The sequence below is a fragment of the Pseudomonas sp. RIT-To-2 genome (assembly GCF_029623465.1).
GTDB classification, from domain to species: domain Bacteria; phylum Pseudomonadota; class Gammaproteobacteria; order Pseudomonadales; family Pseudomonadaceae; genus Aquipseudomonas; species Aquipseudomonas silvicola.
Window position 1 is genome coordinate 49,072 of sequence record NZ_JAPYKM010000036.1, and the last position, 18,230, is coordinate 67,301.

General features: G+C 63.5%; 16 protein-coding genes and 1 pseudogene. 7 read left to right on the forward strand and 10 right to left on the reverse strand.

Annotation, left to right across the window (positions count from 1 at the left end):
• Positions 1-157 precede the first annotated feature (157 nt).
• A complete protein-coding gene (locus tag QBK88_RS25110) occupies positions 158-1,078 on the reverse strand; it encodes a LysR family transcriptional regulator (RefSeq protein ID WP_277964145.1) in 921 nt (306 codons plus the stop codon).
• Positions 1,079-1,186: 108 nt separating this feature from the next.
• Between QBK88_RS25110 and QBK88_RS25115 the strand changes: the two genes are divergently transcribed.
• On the forward strand, positions 1,187-1,924 hold the full coding sequence (locus QBK88_RS25115; RefSeq protein WP_277964146.1) for an SDR family oxidoreductase: 738 nt from the start codon (positions 1,187-1,189) through the stop codon (positions 1,922-1,924).
• 32 nt (positions 1,925-1,956) lie between these two features.
• Here the strand turns inward: QBK88_RS25115 and QBK88_RS25120 are convergent, their stop codons facing one another.
• A complete protein-coding gene (locus QBK88_RS25120) occupies positions 1,957-2,082 on the reverse strand; it encodes a hypothetical protein (RefSeq protein WP_277964147.1) in 126 nt (41 codons plus the stop codon).
• Between the two features lie 62 nt (positions 2,083-2,144).
• Positions 2,145-2,387: pseudogene (locus QBK88_RS25125) on the reverse strand (hypothetical protein); the annotation flags it as partial.
• A 292-nt stretch (positions 2,388-2,679) separates the two neighbouring features.
• Here QBK88_RS25125 and QBK88_RS25130 point away from each other — a divergent pair.
• Together QBK88_RS25130 and QBK88_RS25135 are read left to right on the forward strand one after the other, a co-directional pair.
• Complete coding sequence (locus QBK88_RS25130) at positions 2,680-4,884, forward strand: OsmC domain/YcaO domain-containing protein (protein WP_277964148.1); 2,205 nt, start codon at positions 2,680-2,682, stop codon at positions 4,882-4,884.
• A 131-nt stretch (positions 4,885-5,015) separates the two neighbouring features.
• Positions 5,016-5,585 (forward strand): YceI family protein, encoded by a 570-nt coding sequence (locus QBK88_RS25135; protein WP_277964149.1) that lies wholly within the window; start codon positions 5,016-5,018, stop codon positions 5,583-5,585.
• A 718-nt stretch (positions 5,586-6,303) separates the two neighbouring features.
• On the opposite strand, the gene QBK88_RS25140 is transcribed toward QBK88_RS25135, so the two are convergent.
• The gene (locus tag QBK88_RS25140; protein ID WP_277964150.1) at positions 6,304-6,855 is read right to left on the reverse strand and encodes a TetR/AcrR family transcriptional regulator; all 552 of its coding nucleotides are present in this window, start codon (positions 6,853-6,855) and stop codon (positions 6,304-6,306) included.
• Between the two features lie 139 nt (positions 6,856-6,994).
• Here QBK88_RS25140 and QBK88_RS25145 point away from each other — a divergent pair, with 139 nt between their 5' ends.
• Positions 6,995-7,783 (forward strand): SDR family NAD(P)-dependent oxidoreductase, encoded by a 789-nt coding sequence (locus QBK88_RS25145; RefSeq protein WP_277964151.1) that lies wholly within the window; start codon positions 6,995-6,997, stop codon positions 7,781-7,783.
• A 113-nt stretch (positions 7,784-7,896) separates the two neighbouring features.
• Here the strand turns inward: QBK88_RS25145 and QBK88_RS25150 are convergent, their stop codons facing one another.
• Together QBK88_RS25150 and QBK88_RS25155 are read right to left on the reverse strand one after the other, a co-directional pair.
• Positions 7,897-8,310, reverse strand: coding sequence for a PA0061/PA0062 family lipoprotein (locus QBK88_RS25150; RefSeq protein ID WP_277964152.1), 414 nt, complete (start codon positions 8,308-8,310; stop codon positions 7,897-7,899).
• Positions 8,311-8,439: 129 nt separating this feature from the next.
• Entirely contained in the window at positions 8,440-9,318 is an 879-nt protein-coding gene (locus QBK88_RS25155) for a LysR family transcriptional regulator (RefSeq protein WP_277964153.1), read from the reverse strand.
• 126 nt (positions 9,319-9,444) lie between these two features.
• Here QBK88_RS25155 and QBK88_RS25160 point away from each other — a divergent pair, with 126 nt between their 5' ends.
• Entirely contained in the window at positions 9,445-10,614 is a 1,170-nt protein-coding gene (locus tag QBK88_RS25160; RefSeq protein ID WP_277964154.1) for a mandelate racemase/muconate lactonizing enzyme family protein, read from the forward strand.
• A 75-nt stretch (positions 10,615-10,689) separates the two neighbouring features.
• A complete protein-coding gene (dctA, locus tag QBK88_RS25165) occupies positions 10,690-12,006 on the forward strand; it encodes a C4-dicarboxylate transporter DctA (protein WP_277964155.1) in 1,317 nt (438 codons plus the stop codon).
• A gap of 97 nt (positions 12,007-12,103) precedes the next feature.
• Here dctA and QBK88_RS25170 read toward each other — a convergent pair whose 3' ends face one another.
• Positions 12,104-13,066 carry a GlxA family transcriptional regulator gene (locus tag QBK88_RS25170; protein ID WP_277964161.1) on the reverse strand — a complete coding sequence of 321 codons (963 nt, stop codon included), beginning with the start codon at positions 13,064-13,066 and terminating at the stop codon, positions 12,104-12,106.
• Between the two features lie 171 nt (positions 13,067-13,237).
• On the opposite strand from QBK88_RS25170, the gene QBK88_RS25175 reads away from it, so the two are divergent.
• Positions 13,238-13,915: a type 1 glutamine amidotransferase domain-containing protein gene (locus tag QBK88_RS25175; protein WP_277964156.1), complete on the forward strand. Its 678-nt coding sequence runs from the start codon at positions 13,238-13,240 to the stop codon at positions 13,913-13,915.
• A 60-nt stretch (positions 13,916-13,975) separates the two neighbouring features.
• On the opposite strand, the gene lldD is transcribed toward QBK88_RS25175, so the two are convergent.
• The 3 genes from lldD to QBK88_RS25190 all read right to left on the reverse strand — a co-directional run.
• Positions 13,976-15,106 carry an FMN-dependent L-lactate dehydrogenase LldD gene (gene lldD / locus QBK88_RS25180; protein ID WP_277964157.1) on the reverse strand — a complete coding sequence of 377 codons (1,131 nt, stop codon included), beginning with the start codon at positions 15,104-15,106 and terminating at the stop codon, positions 13,976-13,978.
• 191 nt (positions 15,107-15,297) lie between these two features.
• Entirely contained in the window at positions 15,298-16,104 is an 807-nt protein-coding gene (locus tag QBK88_RS25185; RefSeq protein ID WP_277964158.1) for a glycosyltransferase, read from the reverse strand.
• A 211-nt stretch (positions 16,105-16,315) separates the two neighbouring features.
• On the reverse strand, positions 16,316-18,230 hold a 1,915-nt coding region (locus QBK88_RS25190; protein ID WP_277964159.1), incomplete at its 5' end, for a TonB-dependent receptor.

The following is an 18,230-nucleotide window of genomic DNA, read 5'->3' on the forward strand; positions in this document are numbered from 1 at the left end:
CCGATATCGAGCGGCAGGTCATGGCTGCGGAGCATACCCATTGCAGGGGCAAAATACTTGTGAAAGTGCTGGGGCTGGCTTGCCAGCGAACGTTCGCGGCCGACGCTGCCCTGATCGCGTCCCATAGGCCGCGTTGTGGCAGAAGCGGCGCGTGACGTTACGTGGCGAGCGGGGCCAGGGGGCCGAATCGGTCGGTGTACAGTTCCCGCGCCCAGTCGATGAATACCCTGACCCGCGGTGATAGCTGGCGGTGGAAGGGGTACAGCGCCGAGACGGGCAGGTCCGGGCAGGGCCACTGCTGGAGTACCTGCACCAGGCGGCCGGCCTTGAGGTGGTCTTCCAGCCGGAAGCGTGGCACCTGAATCAACCCGCAACCGGCCAGCGCTGCCGCCAGGTAGCATTCTGAATCGCTCACCGTGACCCAGCCGCTGGCCTGAAATTCGCTGACAACCCCTTCGACCACAGCGGTGAAGGGGTACCGGTGCTCGTAGCCGCGGGAAAAGAAGCCGATGCCCGCGTGCGCCTCCAGCTCGGCCGGGTGACGGGGCTCGCCATGCTCACGCAGGTACTGCGGGCTGGCGCAGATGATCTGCGGCATATCGGCGAGTTTTCTCGCCACCAGCGACGAGTCCCCCGGCTGGCCGGCGCGAATCACGCAGTCGATGCCTTCCTTGACCAGGTCGACCAGGCGGTCGCCGCTGCTTATCACCAGTTCGATGTGTGGGTAGCGTGCCCGAAACTCGCCGATGCGCGGCAGGATGATCGCCGTGGCATGGGCGCCGTGAACATCCAGGCGCAAGGTGCCGTGGGGGTTGCCGACCTGAGTGCTGAGGGCTGTCTCGGCGTCCTCCAGGTCAGCCAGCAAGCGCTTGCAGCGATCATAGAAGGCCAGGCCGTCCAGGGTGGGGGTGACCTGGCGGGTGGTGCGGTCCAGCAGCCGCGCACCCAGGCGTTGCTCCAGTTGCTTAATGGCGTGTGTGGCGGTGGCGCGGGGCAGCGCCAGCACGCCAGCCGCTTCGGTGAAGCTGCCGAGCTCGACGATGCGGGTGAACAGATGCATGGCATCGAAACGGTCCATGGAGCTCCGCATTGTTGATGTTCATTGAACAGACAAACCCATCAAAGCCCATTTATTCGTCAGGCGTCAATTGCCATGATGAACCCACCCCCATCAGAGGATCACCGCATGAACCCGTCATCCCGTTCCGCTATCGTCACAGGGGCTTCCCGGGGCATTGGCCGCGCCATTGCCTTGCGGCTGGCCGCCGATGGTTTCCAGGTGGTCATCAATTATGCCGGCAACACGGCGAAGGCCCAGGAGGTAGTCGCGGCCATTCAGGCCAGTGGTGGCCAGGCCGTGGCCGTGCAGGCGGATGTCAGCCAACCCGATGATGTGCAGCGCCTGTTCGCCAGCACCCAGCAGGCGTTCGGTGGCGTCGATGTGGTAGTGCACAGTGCGGGGGTGATGGCGATGGCGCCGATCGCCACCGACAGTCTCGACGCCTTCGACCGCATGCTGCACGTCAACCTGCGTGGGGCGTTTCTGGTGCTGGCCGAGGCGGCGCGGCACGTACGCGACGCAGGGCGGGTGATTGCCCTCTCCAGCAGCGTGATCGCCAAATCATTTCCGCAGTACGGGCCCTATATCGCGTCCAAGGCGGGTGTGGAGGGCCTGGCGCGGGTGCTGGCCAACGAGCTGCGTGGCCGCCGCATCAGCGTCAATGCCGTAGCGCCCGGGCCGGTGGGAACCGAGCTGTTCCTGGAAGGCAAGAGCGCAGAGCAGATCGCTCAGTTGGGCCGTGCGGCGCCATTGGAGCGGCTGGGTGAACCTGAGGATATCGCCGCGGTGGTGGCGTTTCTGGCCGGGCCCGATGGCGGCTGGGTGAATGGGCAGGTAGTGCGGGCCAATGGTGGCTTTGCCTGATACCTGCCGAGTCTCGCCCTACACCCAGGTCCTCATTGCCTGGCCGGCGCGGCAACGGCCGGGTCGTCCGGGTTGATGCCGTTCAGCTCGGCCAACAAGTGTGCCGCCTGTCCAGCCTGGCCCTGTTCCTGATAATACTGCGCCAGCGTCAGGCGCACCTCACGGTTGCCCGGTTGCTCCAACCACTGCCTGAGGCTGACCACGGCGGGTAGAAAGCCGGGGTCGCGCGCAGTAATTGCGGACCGCCGACAAGATCACCCGGGGCAACTGGAAAAGTGCCACGCAAGAGTGAATCGTTAGTGTGCTTATTACTGCCGAAAAGTTCGGGGGTGTAATAGTCCTGGATATTCAGGCCGGGCGCCAGATTCAGCGGGTTGTTGCTCTTGTTGGCTGTTTCGGCATTGTCGGCCAGGGCAGAGTGGGCAGTGCACAATGCCGCGCCGAACATGAGCGCAGTGTACATCGTGGATTTGTCCATCACGGGCTCCAGGCCGTTATAGAAAATGCGGGCGTTCCACTGCTTGAGGTGCCGCGAATAGACACTAGCAGGTGACGGCGAGGTTGCAGGGGGAGCACGGACGGGGTGGGCTAATTATGCAACGAGCCTGGCGAACATACCGGGCGGGCCGCGTTGCCAGGCGTCCACGCCCTTGAGCGCGCTACGGGCTGGGCCCTGCGCGAAAGGGCAAGACTTCCCGCGTGAAAAACCGGATAATGCGCGCCATTTTGTTTCGCTCGGTTATGGTAATTCCCGCATGGAAATCAAGGTCAACTTTCTCGACAACCTCCGGCTTGAAGCCAAGTTCGATGACTTCACGGTGGTGGCCGACCAGCCTATCCGCTATAAAGGCGATGGCTCTGCACCGGGGCCATTTGATTACTTCCTGGCATCGTCGGCACTGTGCGCGGCTTACTTCGTGAAGTTGTACTGCGAGACCCGCAATATCCCAACCGACAATATCCGCTTGTCGCAGAACAATATTGTCGACCCGGAAAATCGTTATAACCAGATTTTCAAGATTCAAGTCGAGTTGCCGGCGGATATTTCTGCCAAGGACCGTCAGGGTATCTTGCGTTCCATCGACCGTTGCACCGTGAAGAAAGTCGTGCAGACCGGGCCCGAGTTCATTATCGAGGAAGTTGAAAACCTCGACGCCGATGCCCAGGCATTGTTGATGCTGAATGCCGATTCCCAGGCCAGCACCTTCATCGCCGGCAAGGACCTGCCCCTGGAGCAGACCATCACCAACCTGTCGGGCATTCTGGCCGGGTTGGGCATGAAGATCGAGATCGCCTCGTGGCGCAATATCGTCCCCAACGTGTGGTCGTTGCACATCCGCGACGCACAGTCGCCGATGTGCTTCACCAACGGCAAGGGCGCCACGAAGGAGGGCGCGCTGGCCTCGGCCCTGGGCGAGTTCATCGAACGCCTCAACTGCAACTTCTTCTACAACGATCAGTTCTGGGGCGAGGACATCGCCAACGCGCCATTCGTGCACTACCCCGACGAGCGCTGGTTCAAGCCTGGCCGCAAGGATGCCTTGCCCAAGGACATTCTCGACGAGTACTGCCTGGCTATCTACAACCCCGACGGCGAGCTGCGTGGCTCGCACCTGATCGACACCAACTCGGGCAACGAAGAGCGCGGCATCTGCTCGCTGCCGTTCGTGCGCCAGTCGGACGGCGAGGTGGTGTACTTCCCCTCCAACCTGATCGAGAACCTGTACCTGAGCAACGGCATGAGCGCCGGCAACACCCTGGCCGAAGCGCAGGTGCAGTGCCTGTCGGAGATTTTCGAGCGCGCGGTGAAGCGTGAGATCCTCGAGGGCGAGATCACCCTGCCGGATGTGCCCCAGGAGGTGTTGGCCAAGTTCCCCGGTATTCTCGCCGGCATCCAGGGCCTGGAAGAGCAGGGCTTTCCGGTGCTGGTCAAGGATGCATCGCTGGGCGGTGAATTCCCCGTGATGTGCGTGACCCTGATGAACCCGCGCACCGGCGGTGTGTTTGCTTCGTTCGGCGCCCACCCAAGCTTTGAAGTGGCGCTGGAGCGCAGCCTCACCGAGCTGCTGCAAGGCCGCAGTTTCGAGGGCCTGAACGACCTGCCGCAGCCGACCTTCGAAAGCCAGGCCTTGATGGAGCCGAACAACTTCGTCGAGCACTTCATCGATTCCAGCGGTGTGGTGTCGTGGCGTTTCTTCAGCGCCAGGTCGAACTTCGAATTCGTGGAGTGGGATTTCTCCGGCAAAGGCGAAAACTCCAACGCCGAGGAAGTCGAGACGCTGATGGGCATCCTCGAAGGCCTGGGCAAGGAAGTCTACATGGCGGTCTACGATCAGTTGGGCGCCACCGGCTGCCGGATTCTGGTGCCGGACTATTCGGAGATCTACCCGGTCGACGACCTGATCTGGGACAACACCAACAAGGCGCTGTTCTTCCGTGAAGACATCCTCAACCTGCACAGCCTGGACGATGATGAGCTGCAGGCGTTGGTCGAGCGCCTGGAAGAGAGCGAGCTGGACGAGTACACCGATATCACTACGCTGATCGGTATCGCGTTCGACGACAACACCGCGTGGGGGCAGTTGACTGTCCTGGAGTTGAAGCTGCTGATCCACCTGGCGCTCAAGCATTACGATGAAGCCAAGGAGCTGGTGGAAATGTTCCTGCAGTACAACGACAACACGGTGGAGCGAGGCCTGTTCTACCAGGCCTTGAACGTGGCGCTGGAAGTGGAGCTGGACAGCGACCTGGACATGGCCGATTACGAAGTCAACTTCCGCCGCATGTTCGGTGGCCCGCGCATGGATGCGGTACTGGGTTCGGTGGACGGTAGCGTGCGCTTCCATGGCCTGACGCCCACCAGCATGAAGCTGGAAGGGTTGGAGCGCCACCAGCGCTTGATCGACAGCTACAAGAAGCTGCACGCGGCGCGCGCGCGGGCTGCTGGCCTGACAGGCTGACGACAGCGCCGCAGTCGCCTGTGGGGCCGAGCTTCGGCTGGCCCCACAGGCGGCCATGGCGGTACGGCAGAGACCCAGGCATAGTGCGTGAACGGCCTTGCCCATCTGCCCGGGTGGCCTGGGAGCGTTCCATGAGCCTTCGATCGCTGATTGGCACTGTCCTGCTGAGCACTGCGCTGTTCAGCCATTCAGGCCGGCTGCAAGCAGCCGAGTACACCACCGTCAACCCGGCCGCCAGCACCCTGAGCTTCACCTTCAACCAGATGGGTTCGCGGGTGTACGGCACCTTTGCCCGCTTTGTCGGCACCCTCGATTTTGACACGGCCCACCCCGATACCGCCCATGCGGCGCTGACGATCGAGCTCAACAGCATCGATGCCGGCAGTGATGACGCCAATCGCCAGTTGCAAACCCCAGCCTGGTTCGACACGGCGAATTACCCGGTGGCTACCTTCGAGTCCAGCCGAGTCGAAGACCTGGGTGAGCAACGCTACCGGATCACGGGCAATCTCACCCTGCGCGGCATCACCCGTGAGGTCAGCGTGCCGGTGCTGCTGAAATCGGAGGGAGGCATCGGCATCTTCGACGGTGAGTTGGTGGTCAAGCGCAGCGCGTTCAGCATTGGCGCGGGCGAGTGGGCCGACACCGTGGTATCCGATGACATCGAAATTCGCTTTCGCATGGTAGCGCCGCAGCACTGAGCGCGCGGTGCAGCCTTCCCGAGCTTCGCCCGGTCCCACAGGTGGACCGTATCCAAACAGCCTCCGCGAACCTGTGTGGGACCGGGCGCCAGCTCGGGAAAAGGACGGCGCGGTGGGCAGGGTTGTACGTGGTACTGCCTTCCCGAGCTTCGCCCGGTCCCACAGGTGGACCGTATCCAAACAGCCTCCGCGAACCCGTGTAGGACCGGGCGCCAGCTCGGGAAAAGGACGGCGCGGTGGGCAGGGTTGAACGCGGTGTTGCCTTCCCGAGCTTCGCCCGGTCCCACAGGTGGACCGTGTCCAAACAGCCTCCGCGAACCCGTGTGGGACCGGGCGCCAGCTCGGGAAAAGGACGGCGCGGTGGGCAGGGTTGTACGCGGTGCTGCCTTCCCGAGCTTCGCCCGGTCCCATAGGTGGACCGTGTCCAAGCAGCCTCCGCGAACCTGTGTGGGGCCGGGCGCCAGCTCGGGAAAAGGACGGCGCGATCGGCAGGGTTTTACGCGGTGCTGCCTTCCCGAGCTTCGCCCGGTCCCACAGGTGTACCGTATCCAAACAGCCTCCGCGAACCTGTGTGGGACCGGGCGCCAGCTCGGGAAAAGGACGGCGCGGTGGGCAGGGTTGTACGCGGTGCTGCCTTCCCGAGCTTCACCCGGTCCTGCAGGGGACCGTGTTCGGGCAGGCTCCGCGACCCGCTGTGGGCGGGGCGATGCGGTGGGTGTCAGGTTGGCGCCAACCTCGACAACGCTGCGGCGCAACAGGCCTGCAGGATTTCATCCGCTAGCGCCGAGTCGTCCGGGCAAGCCCTGGAGAGCATCACGGCACCCACCAGTTGCGCCATGGCGTCGATCCGCCTGGCCCGCGCCTCTGGCCCATCCACTTCAGCTACCGCCGCCAACTGGCGTTCGATGCCATCGGCAAATACCTGCTTTACCTCGTCGGGCTGGCGACCGGCGTCGGCGGACAGCGCCGCCATTACGCAGCCATCCCCAGGCGAGTCCCGGTGCTCCCGCGACAGGTATTGGCACACCAGGGCGCTGCGTTCGGCCTGTGACGTACGGGCTTCCATCTGCGCGATGCCACAGGCGGCTGCTTCCGTCATCAGGGCCGCCTTGGACGTGAAATGTTTGTAGAAACCGCCATGGGTGAAGCCGGCCGCATTCATCAGGTCGGCCACGCTGACCCCGTCGTAGCCGCGTTCGCGGAACAGGGTGGCGGCGGTTTCGACGATATGCGCGCGGTTTGCCTGCACCTGCGCTTTGCTGACCTTCATGTTCAAGCTCACAAAATTATTGCCAGGATGCGTTCATCATACATTGATGTCGTTCAACATCAAAATGCTTGACGGTTTAGATTGTGGTCATCATCATAAGTCCATGCCTTACCCCCCATGTCCATTTGGAGCAACACCCATGAGCAAGCTTCCTGCGGTTCTGATCACCGGCGCTTCCAGCGGCATTGGCGCTACCTACGCCGAGCGTTTCGCCCGACGTGGCCATGACCTGGTATTGGTGGCCCGCGACAAGGCGCGCCTGGACGTGCTCGCCGCGCAACTGCGTGAAGCAGGTGCCATCAGCATCGACGTGATTCAGGCCGACCTCACCCAACCCGATGACCTGGCCAGGGTGGAGCAGCGTCTGCGGGAAGATACGCGCATCGGTGTGCTGATCAACAACGCCGGCGTAGGCCAGCCCGGTGGCTTCCTGCAACAGACGGCCGCCAGCATCGATGGCCTGGTCGGCCTCAACATCACCGCGCTGACCCGGCTGGCGGCGGCCATCGCTCCAAGGCTGGCCCAGGCGGGCGAGGGCGCTATCGTCAACATTGGTTCGGTGGTGGGTTTGGCGCCGGAGTTGAACATGTCCGTGTATGGGGCGAGCAAGGCCTATGTGCTGTTCCTGTCTCAAGGCTTGCAACTTGAGCTGGGGCCCAAAGGGGTCTACGTCCAGGCGGTGCTGCCGGCCGCCACCCGTACCGAGATCTGGGAGCGCTCGGGCATGGACATCGATGCACTGCCGGAAGTGATGGAGGTCGGTGACCTGGTGGATGCGGCCCTGGTCGGTTACGACCGTCGCGAATGGGTGACCATCCCGCCGCTGCATGTCGCCGAGCGTTGGGACGCGCTGGATGGGGCGCGCCGGCTGTTGTTGTCGGACCTGCGCCAGGCGCAGCCGGCCGAGCGTTATCGCACCGCCGATTGACCTCGGACGAGAGCGAAAGATCAGGCTGTGGAGACCGGCCTGCCAGTGAGCTGTTCAGGGCTTGAAAGCTCGCTGGCAAGCCAGCTCCCACAGCATGAAATCCTGCCGTGGTATCAGCTGCCCGGCGAGCAGTTCAGCCCACCCGTGTTGGTCGCCAGCACTTCCTGGTGACGGCGCAACTGCAGGCTGACCTTGTCGGCTATGCGCTGTTCATGGATGTTGTACACCTCGCCATCCTTGAATTGCGCGTACTCGATCTTGGCGTAGCAGAATTGCATTTTACCATTGGGGTCGCGTCGCTCGACGATGACCACCAGGTCGTGCGAGCCGGCCGGGATCTTGAAGGTCCTGCCATCTTCCGTGGTCTTGCCATCCAGTTTTTGCCCGAGCACCTCATCCTGGTTGTCGTGGCTGAAACGCACCACGGAAAAATCCGGCCCGGGGTTGGGCGGCGGGGTGGCACAGGCGCCGAGGGACAGGGTCAGGGCGCAAAGAACGGCTTTGGCTGGGCGCGTCGTTTTCAGCATGGGCACTTCCTTTTTTCTTTTGTGGGCAGGTAACTACGTGAGCGTAGCAGTGGCCGCAAGGCCGCGTCGCGCTTCACGCGTTTTGCCGGGTGTACCGCAGCGCCCTGGACTCGGCCGCAGGGGCCATGCCTACGCGGTCTGTACGTCCTGAAGGCTCGTCCAGAAGCGCTCGCCATGATCCCCCAACGGCATCCGCGGCCGAAACACGCGGATCTGCGCGGAGATGTTCTGCAGCCCGTTGCCCACGGCCACCAACCGTCCCTGTGCCACCTCCTGCGCAGCAAGAGTCTCTGGCAGCCAGGCTACCCCCTTCGCTTGCAGCGCCATGGACAACAGCACCGCTGCCAGGTGCGAGCTGAACACGGTTTCCAGCCTTGGGTGGTCGGGGTGTGCATGCAGGTGGGAGGCAACGATGCGGCCCAGGCCCGATTCGGCCGTGTAGGCCAGGAACGGGATGCGCTGGGCAGTGTCCAGCTCCGGTGACTGCAACGCCAGCAAGGCATCATTGCCAATGACTTTGCTCTCGAACTGCAGGCTGTCGAAGCGCGGCGGTACCCCCGGGTGCTGGTGGCAGATCAGGAACTGCACCTCGCCGCTGAGCAGCAGTTGTTCGCACGCAGCCATGTTGTCCGAGTGCAGGCTGATGCCTTCCAGCGGCGTACCGTTTTCCACCGCCCTGATCCAGGCGGGGAAGAAGGTGAAGGACAGCGAATGGGTGGCGGCGAAGTGCAGGGTTCTGCTCGCCTTGCCGGCCACCTGCTGAACATCCGCGCGCATCTGGTACAGGCGCCGGGTCAGCTCGCGAGCGTTGTCGAGCATGCTTCTGCCAGCCTCGGTCAAGGTCGCGCCCTGAGGTGTGCGCACGAACAGCTCAACCCCCACCCAGCTTTCCAGCGCGCGGATACGGCGGCTGAACGCGGGTTGGGTGACGTGCCGCAACTGCGCCGCCCGCGAGAAGTTCTCGCTTTCAACCAGGGCGTTGAAGTCTTCCAGCCACAGCAGTTCCATGGGTGATGCCTTGTGCGCATAGGGTGCCCCCATTAATAGCATTGGCTCGATTTTCCCGTCCAGCCGTAGAGTCCCTCTGGCAACCACCTGTGACACCAGGCACAACAATCAGAGAGGACGCTTTCCATGCGCATCGTCGAAATCCGTGAGAAGACGGTTTCCATTGCATCGCCCATTGCCAATGCCTATATCGACTTTTCGAAAATGACCTGCTCGGTGGTCGCGGTGATAACCGACGTGATCCGCGACGGCAAGCCAGTGATCGGCTACGGCTTCAACTCCAACGGCCGCTATGGCCAGGGCGCGCTGATGCGCGACCGCTTCCTGGCACGCATCAGCGAGGCGGACCCTGACTCGCTGGTGGACCAGGCCAACGATAATCTGGACCCGTTCGCCATCTGGAAAACCCTGATGACCAACGAGAAGCCTGGCGGCCACGGCGAACGTTCGGTGGCGGTGGGCACCCTCGACATGGCGGTGTGGGACGCGGTGGCGAAAATCGAGGGCAAGCCCTTGTATCGGCTGCTGGCCGACCGTTACCGCAACGGCGTGGCAGACGACAAGGTCTGGGTGTATGCGGCAGGCGGCTACTACTACCCCGGCAAGGACCAGAGCAAGCTCCAGGCCGAAATGCAGAGCTACCTGGACCGCGGCTACGACGTGGTCAAGATGAAAATCGGTGCCGCGCCGCTGGCCGAAGACCTGCGCCGTATCGAGGCCGTACTGGAAGTCGTGGGCGATGGCCGCCGTCTGGCGGTGGATGCCAATGGCCGCTTCGACCTGCCCACTGCGCTGGCCTACGCCGAGGCGATCAAGCCCTACAACCTGTTCTGGTACGAGGAAATCGGCGACCCGCTGGACTATGCCTTGCAAGCCGAGCTGGCCAACCACTACGCGTTGCCCATGGCGACCGGCGAGAACCTGTTCTCTCATCAGGATGCGCGCAACCTGCTGCGTCATGGCGGCATGCGCCCCGACCGTGACTACCTGCAATTCGACTGTGCGCTGTCCTACGGCCTGGTGGAGTACATGCGTACTCTTGACGTGATGAAGGAGCTGGGCTGGTCATCGCGTCGGGTCGTACCCCATGGCGGCCACCAGATGTCCCTGAACATCGCCGCCGGGCTGCACCTGGGTGGCAATGAGTCCTACCCGGATGTGTTCCAGCCGTTCGGCGGTTTCGCCGACGGCATTCGCGTGGAGAACAGCTACGTGGGCCTGCCGGATATTCCCGGCGTGGGTTTTGAAGCCAAATCGGCGCTGTACCAGGTGATGCGCGAACTCGGCGAAGGCTGATCGCGTCTGCTTCCAGGCGGCCCCAGCTCGGGGTCGCGCTTGTCCTCATACAAAAACAACAGTGAGGTACAACCCATGAACATGGCCACGCGCTGGTACAAGCTTCTGTACGTGCAGGTACTGATCGGCATCCTTGTCGGCGGCGCCATCGGCTACCTGGTGCCGGAGTTCGGCGCCAAGTTGCAACCGCTCGCCGATGGCTTCATCAAACTCATCAAGATGCTGTTGGCGCCCATCATTTTCGGTACCGTGGTGGTCGGGATCGCCAAGATGGGCAGCATCAAGGAAGTAGGGCGCATTGGTGGCAAGGCGCTGCTTTATTTCGAAGTGGTCTCCACCATCGCCCTGGTGATCGGCCTGGTGGTGGTCAACATCATGAAGCCTGGCGTTGGCATGAACATCGACGTGGGCACCCTCAACGGCGAGGCCATCAAGGGGTATGCCCAGGCCGCCCAGGACCAGGGCGGTGCTATCAATTTCTTCATGAATATCATCCCCACGACCTTTGTAGACGCCTTCGCCAAGGGCGCCATGCTGCAGGTCATCTTCATTTCGGTACTGCTGGGCGTTGCCCTGGTGCAGATCGGTGCACCGGCGGCACCGTTGATCAACGTCATCGACCTGCTGTTGCAAGGGCTGTTTCGCATCGTGGCGATGGTGATGCGCCTGGCGCCCCTCGGTGCGGGGGCAGGCATGGCTTTTACCATCGGCAAGTACGGCATCGGCACGCTGCTTTCCCTGGGCCACCTGATGCTGGCGCTGTACCTCACCACGTTGCTGTTCATCGTCGTGGTGCTGGGCACCGTGGCGCGCTGGTCCGGCGTTCCGTTATTGACCTTTCTGCGCTACTTCAAGGACGAGATTCTCGTCACCCTGGGTACCTGCTCCACTGAAGCGGTGCTCCCGCGCATGATGATCAAGCTGGAAAAGCTTGGCTGCCGCAAATCGGTGGTCGGCATGGTGCTGCCCACCGGCTACACCTTCAACTCCGATGGCACCTGTATCTACCTGACCATGGCGGCGATCTTCGTGGCGCAGGCCACCAACACCCCGCTGACCCTGGCGGACCAGTTGGTGGTGCTGGGGGTGTTGCTACTTACCTCCAAGGGCTCTGCCGGTGTGGCCGGGGCGGGGTTCGTCACACTGGCAGCGACGCTGTCGGTCATTCCGGACATCCCGCTGGTAGGGCTGGTGCTGTTGCTGGGGGTGGACAGGTTTCTCAATGAGGCACGCGCGGTCACCAACTTGCTCGGCAACGGCATCGGCACCCTGGCCATCGCCAAGTGGGAAGGGGCGCTGGACCGGTCCATGGCGGACCGGGAGATTGCCCTGATGAACAACCCGGTGGTGGCGCCTGACACGCCAACGGTCAAGGTGGGTAGCGGGCTCTGATCGGGGTCAACCTGGGCCATCGCGGCGCCGGCTTCCCGAGCTTCACCCGGTCTCACCTGTCGCAGGTTGATCAGGAGCCGGCGGTATAGGTGAACAATTACAGTGGCTCGGAAAGTCCTTGAAGCGCGGCGCCCTTGAAATGTTTCTGCAACGCCTGAGGCGGCTGCCCGAAGGCCCTGAGAAAGGCCTGTCGCAGCCGTTCCCGGTCACCAAAGCCGGTTTCCCGGGCAATCACTTCCACGGGGTGGCGGCCGGTTTCCATCATGGCGCGGGCGGCCTCTACACGCAGTGATTCGATGGCCTTGGCAGGGGTGCGTCCGGTTTCCTCGCGAAATACCCGGCTGAACTGGCGCGGGCTGAGGCGCGCCACGGCGGCCAGGGACTCCACCGACAGCTCATCGCGCAGGTTTTCCCGGGCGTAGCCCAGGGCCAACTGCACGCGGTCGGATTTGGGGTCCAGTTCCAGCAGGGCGGACAACTGCGACTGCTCGCTGCCACGGCGTTGGGCGATGACCAGCTTGCGCGCCACCTGCCGCGCGAGGTCACCGCCCAGATCGTTTTCCACCATCGCCAAGGCCAGGTCCAGGCTGGCGCTCATGCCAGCGCCGGTCCACACCTGGCCATCGATGACGAACAACTTGTCTTCGTCGAGGTCGATATCCGGATAGCGCTTGCGGAAAGTCGGCACGTGCAGCCAGTGAGTGGTCGCACGCTTGCCGGCCAGCAGTCCGGCCTCAGCCAGCACGAAGATGCCCATGCACAACGCCACGACCCGTCGCGATTGGGTCGCCGACGCCTTGACCCGTGCCGGCAGGCTGGCTTCCGGCAGGCGGAAATCCAGGTAGCCGCTGACGATCAGCGAGTCATAGCCCTCGGGCCGCAGCGGCACCGTGTTCACCGAGAACCCTTGGGACGACATGACCGGGCCGCCGGTTTCGGAGACCAGGTGGAACTCGTAGGCCGGCTCGCCGCGCAGCAGGTTCGCGCACTCGAATACCGAACCGACCGACAGGCCGAGGGGCTGGAAGTTGGGGTAAACGACAAGGGCAACGCTGTGCATGGCGGCTTTCCGGGTGGCGGCAATCGGCCGATTGTGGGTGACGCCCGGTGCGCTGGCAATGGCTTTATAGTCGGCCATTGATGTCCGAAATCCTTGCGGATTCGACATTGTCGGCTGGCTACCCCAGCCCTACCATGAACCCACGTTTTATCACTTTGCGAGGAAGCAGCGATGAAAGTACTGATGGTTTTGACCTCACACGACCAACTGGGCGACACCGGCCGCAAAACCGGTTTCTGGCTCGAAGAGTTCGCGGCCCCGTATTACACCTTCAAGGACGCCGGTGCCGACATCGTCCTGGCCTCGCCAGCCGGTGGCCAGCCGCCGCTGGACCCGAAAAGTGACGAACCGGACTTCCAGACCGAGTTCACCCAGCGCTTCAAGGCCGACCCTGCGGCCCAGCAGGCACTGGCCAGCACCGTGAAACTGGACAGCGTCAACGCCCAGGACTTCGATGCCGTGTTCTACCCGGGCGGCCACGGCCCGTTGTGGGACCTGGCGGAGTCGCCGGTGTCCATCGCCCTGATCGAAGCGTTCGAGCGCGCAGGCAAACCCATTGCCTTCGTCTGCCACGCCCCTGGCGTACTGCGCCATGTCAAGGCGGCCAATGGCGAGCCGCTGGTCAAGGGCCGGCGCGTGAGTGGCTTCACCAACTCGGAAGAAGAGGGTGTTGGCCTGACCGACGTGGTGCCGTTCCTGGTTGAAGACGAGTTCAAGAAGCTCGGGGCGGTGTACGAAAAAGGCCCTGATTGGCAGTCGTTCCTGGTGGAAGACGGCCTGCTGATCACCGGCCAGAACCCGGGCAGCTCCGAGGCGGTGGCTGAGGCATTGGTCAAACGCCTGGCGTGAATACCGCCGCAGGTCTGGGACCGGGCGGGCATGCCGCCGGGTCCTGCCTGCGAGCGCGGGTCAGGCCAACGACTCCCGGGTAATGTCTTGCACCGACCTGGCCCCGGTCAACACCATGGCCACGCGCATTTCCTTTTCAATCAGCTCCAGCAAGTTGCGCACCCCGGCACCGCCCGCGACCGCCAGTGCGTAGACGAACGCGCGGCCCAGCAGCACGGCGTCCGCGCCCAGGGCGATCATGCGCACGATATCCAGGCCGCTGCGGATGCCCGAGTCCGCCAGAATCGACAGCTGGCCTTTCACCGCGTCGGCGATGGCGGGCAGGGCACGGGCGCTGGACAGCACCCCATCGAGCTGGCGGCCGCCATGGTTGGACACCACGATGCCGTCGGCGCCGAACGCCACGGCGTCGCGGGCGTCCTGAGGGTCGAGGATGCCCTTGATCACCATCGGCCCTTGCCAGTATTCGCGTATCCATTCCAGGTCTTTCCAGGAAATGGACGGGTCGAAGTTGTTGGCCAGCCAGCCGATGTAGTCAGCAAGCCCGGTGGGGTTGCCCCGGTAGGTGGAGATGTTGCCGAGGTCATGGGGGCGGCCCAGCAGGCCCACATCCCAGGCCCACGCTGGGTGAGTGACCGCCTGCAGCATGCGCCGGGCGGCGGCGTTGGGGCCGCTCATGCCCGAATGGGCGTCGCGGTAGCGGGAACCCGGCACCGGCATGTCCACGGTGAATATCAGGGTGGTGACGCCGGCAGCGCGCGCACGTTCGAGCGCGTTCTTCATGAAGCCACGGTCCTTGAGCACGTATAGCTGGAACCACATGGGACGCTGGATGGCCGGGGCGACTTCCTCGATGGGGCACACCGACACGGTGGACAAGGTAAAGGGAATGCCCCGTGCCTCGGCCGCCTGCGCGGCTTGCACTTCACCGCGGCGGGCGAACATGCCGGCCAGGCCAATGGGGGCCAGGGCGGCGGGCATCGCCAGGGTTTCGCCGAACAGGCGGGTTTCCAGGCTCAGTTCCGACATGTTGCGCAGCACCCGCTGGCGCAGGGCGATGTCGGCCAGGTCATCGACATTGCGCCGCAGGGTGCGCTCGGCGTAGGCGCCGCCATCGAGGTAGTGGAAAAGGAACGGCGGCAGCTTGCGCTGAGCGGCGGCGCGGTAATCGGTTGAAGCGGAAATGATCATGGAAGGGGCGTTCTCTCACCGGGCAGGAACAGCGCGCATGGCGGCCAGTGGCGAGAAGGGTAGTCCATGTGAGACCGGGCGCAAGCCGCGGTCCCACTGGGTTGCCATGGCCCTGTAGCGGACCCGGCCGCGTCATGACGCCGCGCAGTATCAGATACGCCGCATGCAACGCCCCGCAGCCGCTGCGACGGTCACGGGTAGCCCGCCACCTTGTTCAGCCGCGCCAGGGCATGGTCGTACATGCGGTTGCGGCGGTGCCCCTGGGCATAGCCGCCACAGGCGGCCACGGTGCCGGCCTGGATGTGGTCCAGGTAACGAAACAGGCGGCGGGGCGAAATGCTTGCCACCGCCAGGCCCGCTTCGAGCATGCGGTCCTGGAGGGTATAGCCGGGCACCCGGTCGTCCATGCAGAAGTGCAACCCGCGCTGCTTCATCACCTTGGCATTCCACAAGGTACAGAAACTTTTCAGATACACTTCTTTCCACGGTTTTGGATCACGCCCGGGCAAACCGGCCGCACGTACCAACCGGCGATAGTGATGTTTGCAATAACGCGAGGTAACACGCCACGCTGTTCGCGCAAGGCCTCGATCAAGTTGCTCGACACAACCGGCGGCAACAGTGTTTTCATTGCGTGTGCATTCATTCAGTAACAGCTGGAATACTGAATTGTCGTATATAAATGTATCCGTATGCATAAGCAGTATATGGTCGGTATCAATACGCTCAAGGATCATGTCCAACGCCTTGCCATGGGCAATGTGCCCGGGCTCGCCCGCAGCGGGCACGCGTTCGATGAGGTTGATCCAGTCCAGGCTGCGCAGGTAGGCCGTGCTGGCGTCGGCGGAACCGTTGTCCACGACCCACACGGGTACGTCCAGGCCCCTCAGTTGCTCGCGTAGCAGTTCCAGGCAGTTGCGGGTGAGCTCGGCGGTCCTGTAGTTGACCATGGCGATACTGAAGCGCGGTGGGGTCGAAGCAGGCTGAGTACGGTGCATAAGCGTTGCCTTGATACTCTGGCAGAAGTTAAGTCAAATTGAATGAAGTAACTATCGCGTCGGCAGCGTGAAAATTTCGTCAGGGTTTGTGCAATAAAATGTTTGAATGCCGGATGAAATGTAAAACCATGTAAAGTGATGTTTCGATTTGTTTCGATAGTCTTGAAACATCAGGTGGATGAGCAAATGCGATTGCTCATCCACCGTTCTGTCAGAACGTGGTGCGCAGGCCGACTTCGATGCTGCGTCCCGGTGCCGGGGCGGTGTCGCGCAGGATGGAACTCGCGTAGCGGACGGTCTGGTTGGTAAGGTTTTCACCCTTCACGAACGCCAGCCACTGGCTCTGGCCAACGCTGAACCGGTAGCCAGCGCTGGCGCCCAGGGTGGTGTAGCCGTCCGTGCCGGTTTCATTGGCGGGTACGCGGTGCTGGGCGCTGGCGTGCTGCACGTCCAGGCGCGCCTGCCAGTGGTCTTTCTCCCACAGCAGGCCGCTGTTCAGGCGCAGCGGGGCGATGCGTGGCAGGTCTTCGCCATTGTCGAGGTTCTTGGCCCGGGTGTAGTCGCCCGACAGCTCCAACGCCCACTTGCCGAAGGCATTTTCACCCAGGGCCCAATGGTCCTGGGCCTCGATACCCGCGAACCGTGCGCGTACCCCCGAATAGGTGTATTCGGGGATCCCGCTGGCGTCTTCCTCGCCCTCGTCGTTGAGAGTATGGCCGGTGCCCAGCAGGCCGATGTAATTGGAGAAGTGGCTGTAGAACACACCCACGCTGCCTGTGTGCACGCCGTTGTCGAAGCGCAGGGCCAGGTCGCTGGACACCGCCTTTTCCTTGGCCAGGCTGGCGTCGCCGACTTCATAGGTGCCTGTGGCCACATGGGCACCGTTGGCATACAGCTCGTAGAAGGTCGGGGCGCGCTCGGTGTAGGCCAGGGTGGCAGCCAGCGACCATACCGGCGTGAGACTGTACACGGCCCCTGATGACAGGCTGGCGGCGGTGAAGTCACTGCGCTTGTCGGCGGCTTCGAAGCGCTCGTTGCCCTGGGCATCGGGGGTGACGCGGGTATGTTCCAGGCGCCCGCCCAGGCTTAGTTTCAGGCGTTCGGTGGCTTGCCAGTCTTCGAGGATGAACAGCGCGGCCGAGTCGGTATCGGTCTGGGGCACGAAGGCCTCTTCGCCCAAGGCCTGGAACTGACTGCGGTTGACCTGCGCGCCAACCACGCCTTCCAGCGGGCCCAGGGGCTGATGACGGCCCTCGATGCGAGCTTCATAGCCCTTGTTCTTGAAGGTGGTGCCGACTTCGCCATCCTCGATTTCGCTGTGTTTGTAGTCGGTGTAGCCGGCGTTCACCTTGACTGACGTGAACGGGCCTTCAAGGTCGCGGATTTGCGAGGCAAACGCGTAGTGGTCCTGCTGCATGCGGATGCGTACGTCGTCCTCGGCGGGCGAACCGTAGTTGGCATCGTAGGTGCTGTAGGACAGGCCTGCGTAACCATGGTCCCAGGTGTAGGAGCCGCCGATGGCGCCGCCGTCCTGGCGGCCATCGCTGTTGGCCAGGCGGTGCTTGCCGCCGTTGTCATCGGCGTCCTCGGAGGCGCGCACGCTGGTGCTGTGGGCATAGCCGGGGATGCGCACGTCATTGAAGCTGCGGGCGTTGGCGTCCAGGTGCAGGGCGAAGGTGCCATCACCGGCTTCCAGCTTGCCGGCGCTGCTGCGGGTGGTGTCGGCGCCGCCATAGCGCAGTTCCCCGGCGCCATGAATGCCCTCGATGGCGTCGACGGGGATACGGTTGTCGAAGGTATTGACCACGCCACCGATGGCAGTGCCTCCATACAGCAACGCCGCCGGGCCGCGAACGATTTCCACGCGCTCGACGTTGACCGGGTCCAGCGGGACTGCGTGGTCGTAGGACAGCGAGGATGCATCCAGCGCACCCACACCGTTCTGCAACAGGCGGATGCGGTCGCCGTCCTGCCCCCGGATGATCGGCCGGCTGGCCCCGGGTCCGAAATAGGATGATGACACGCCAGGCTGGCCATTGAGGGTTTCGCCCAGGCTGCCTTTTTGCGCCAGGGTCAGGGTGTCGCCCGCCAGTACCGTGCTGGCGGCGGCCAGTTCGGTATTGCCC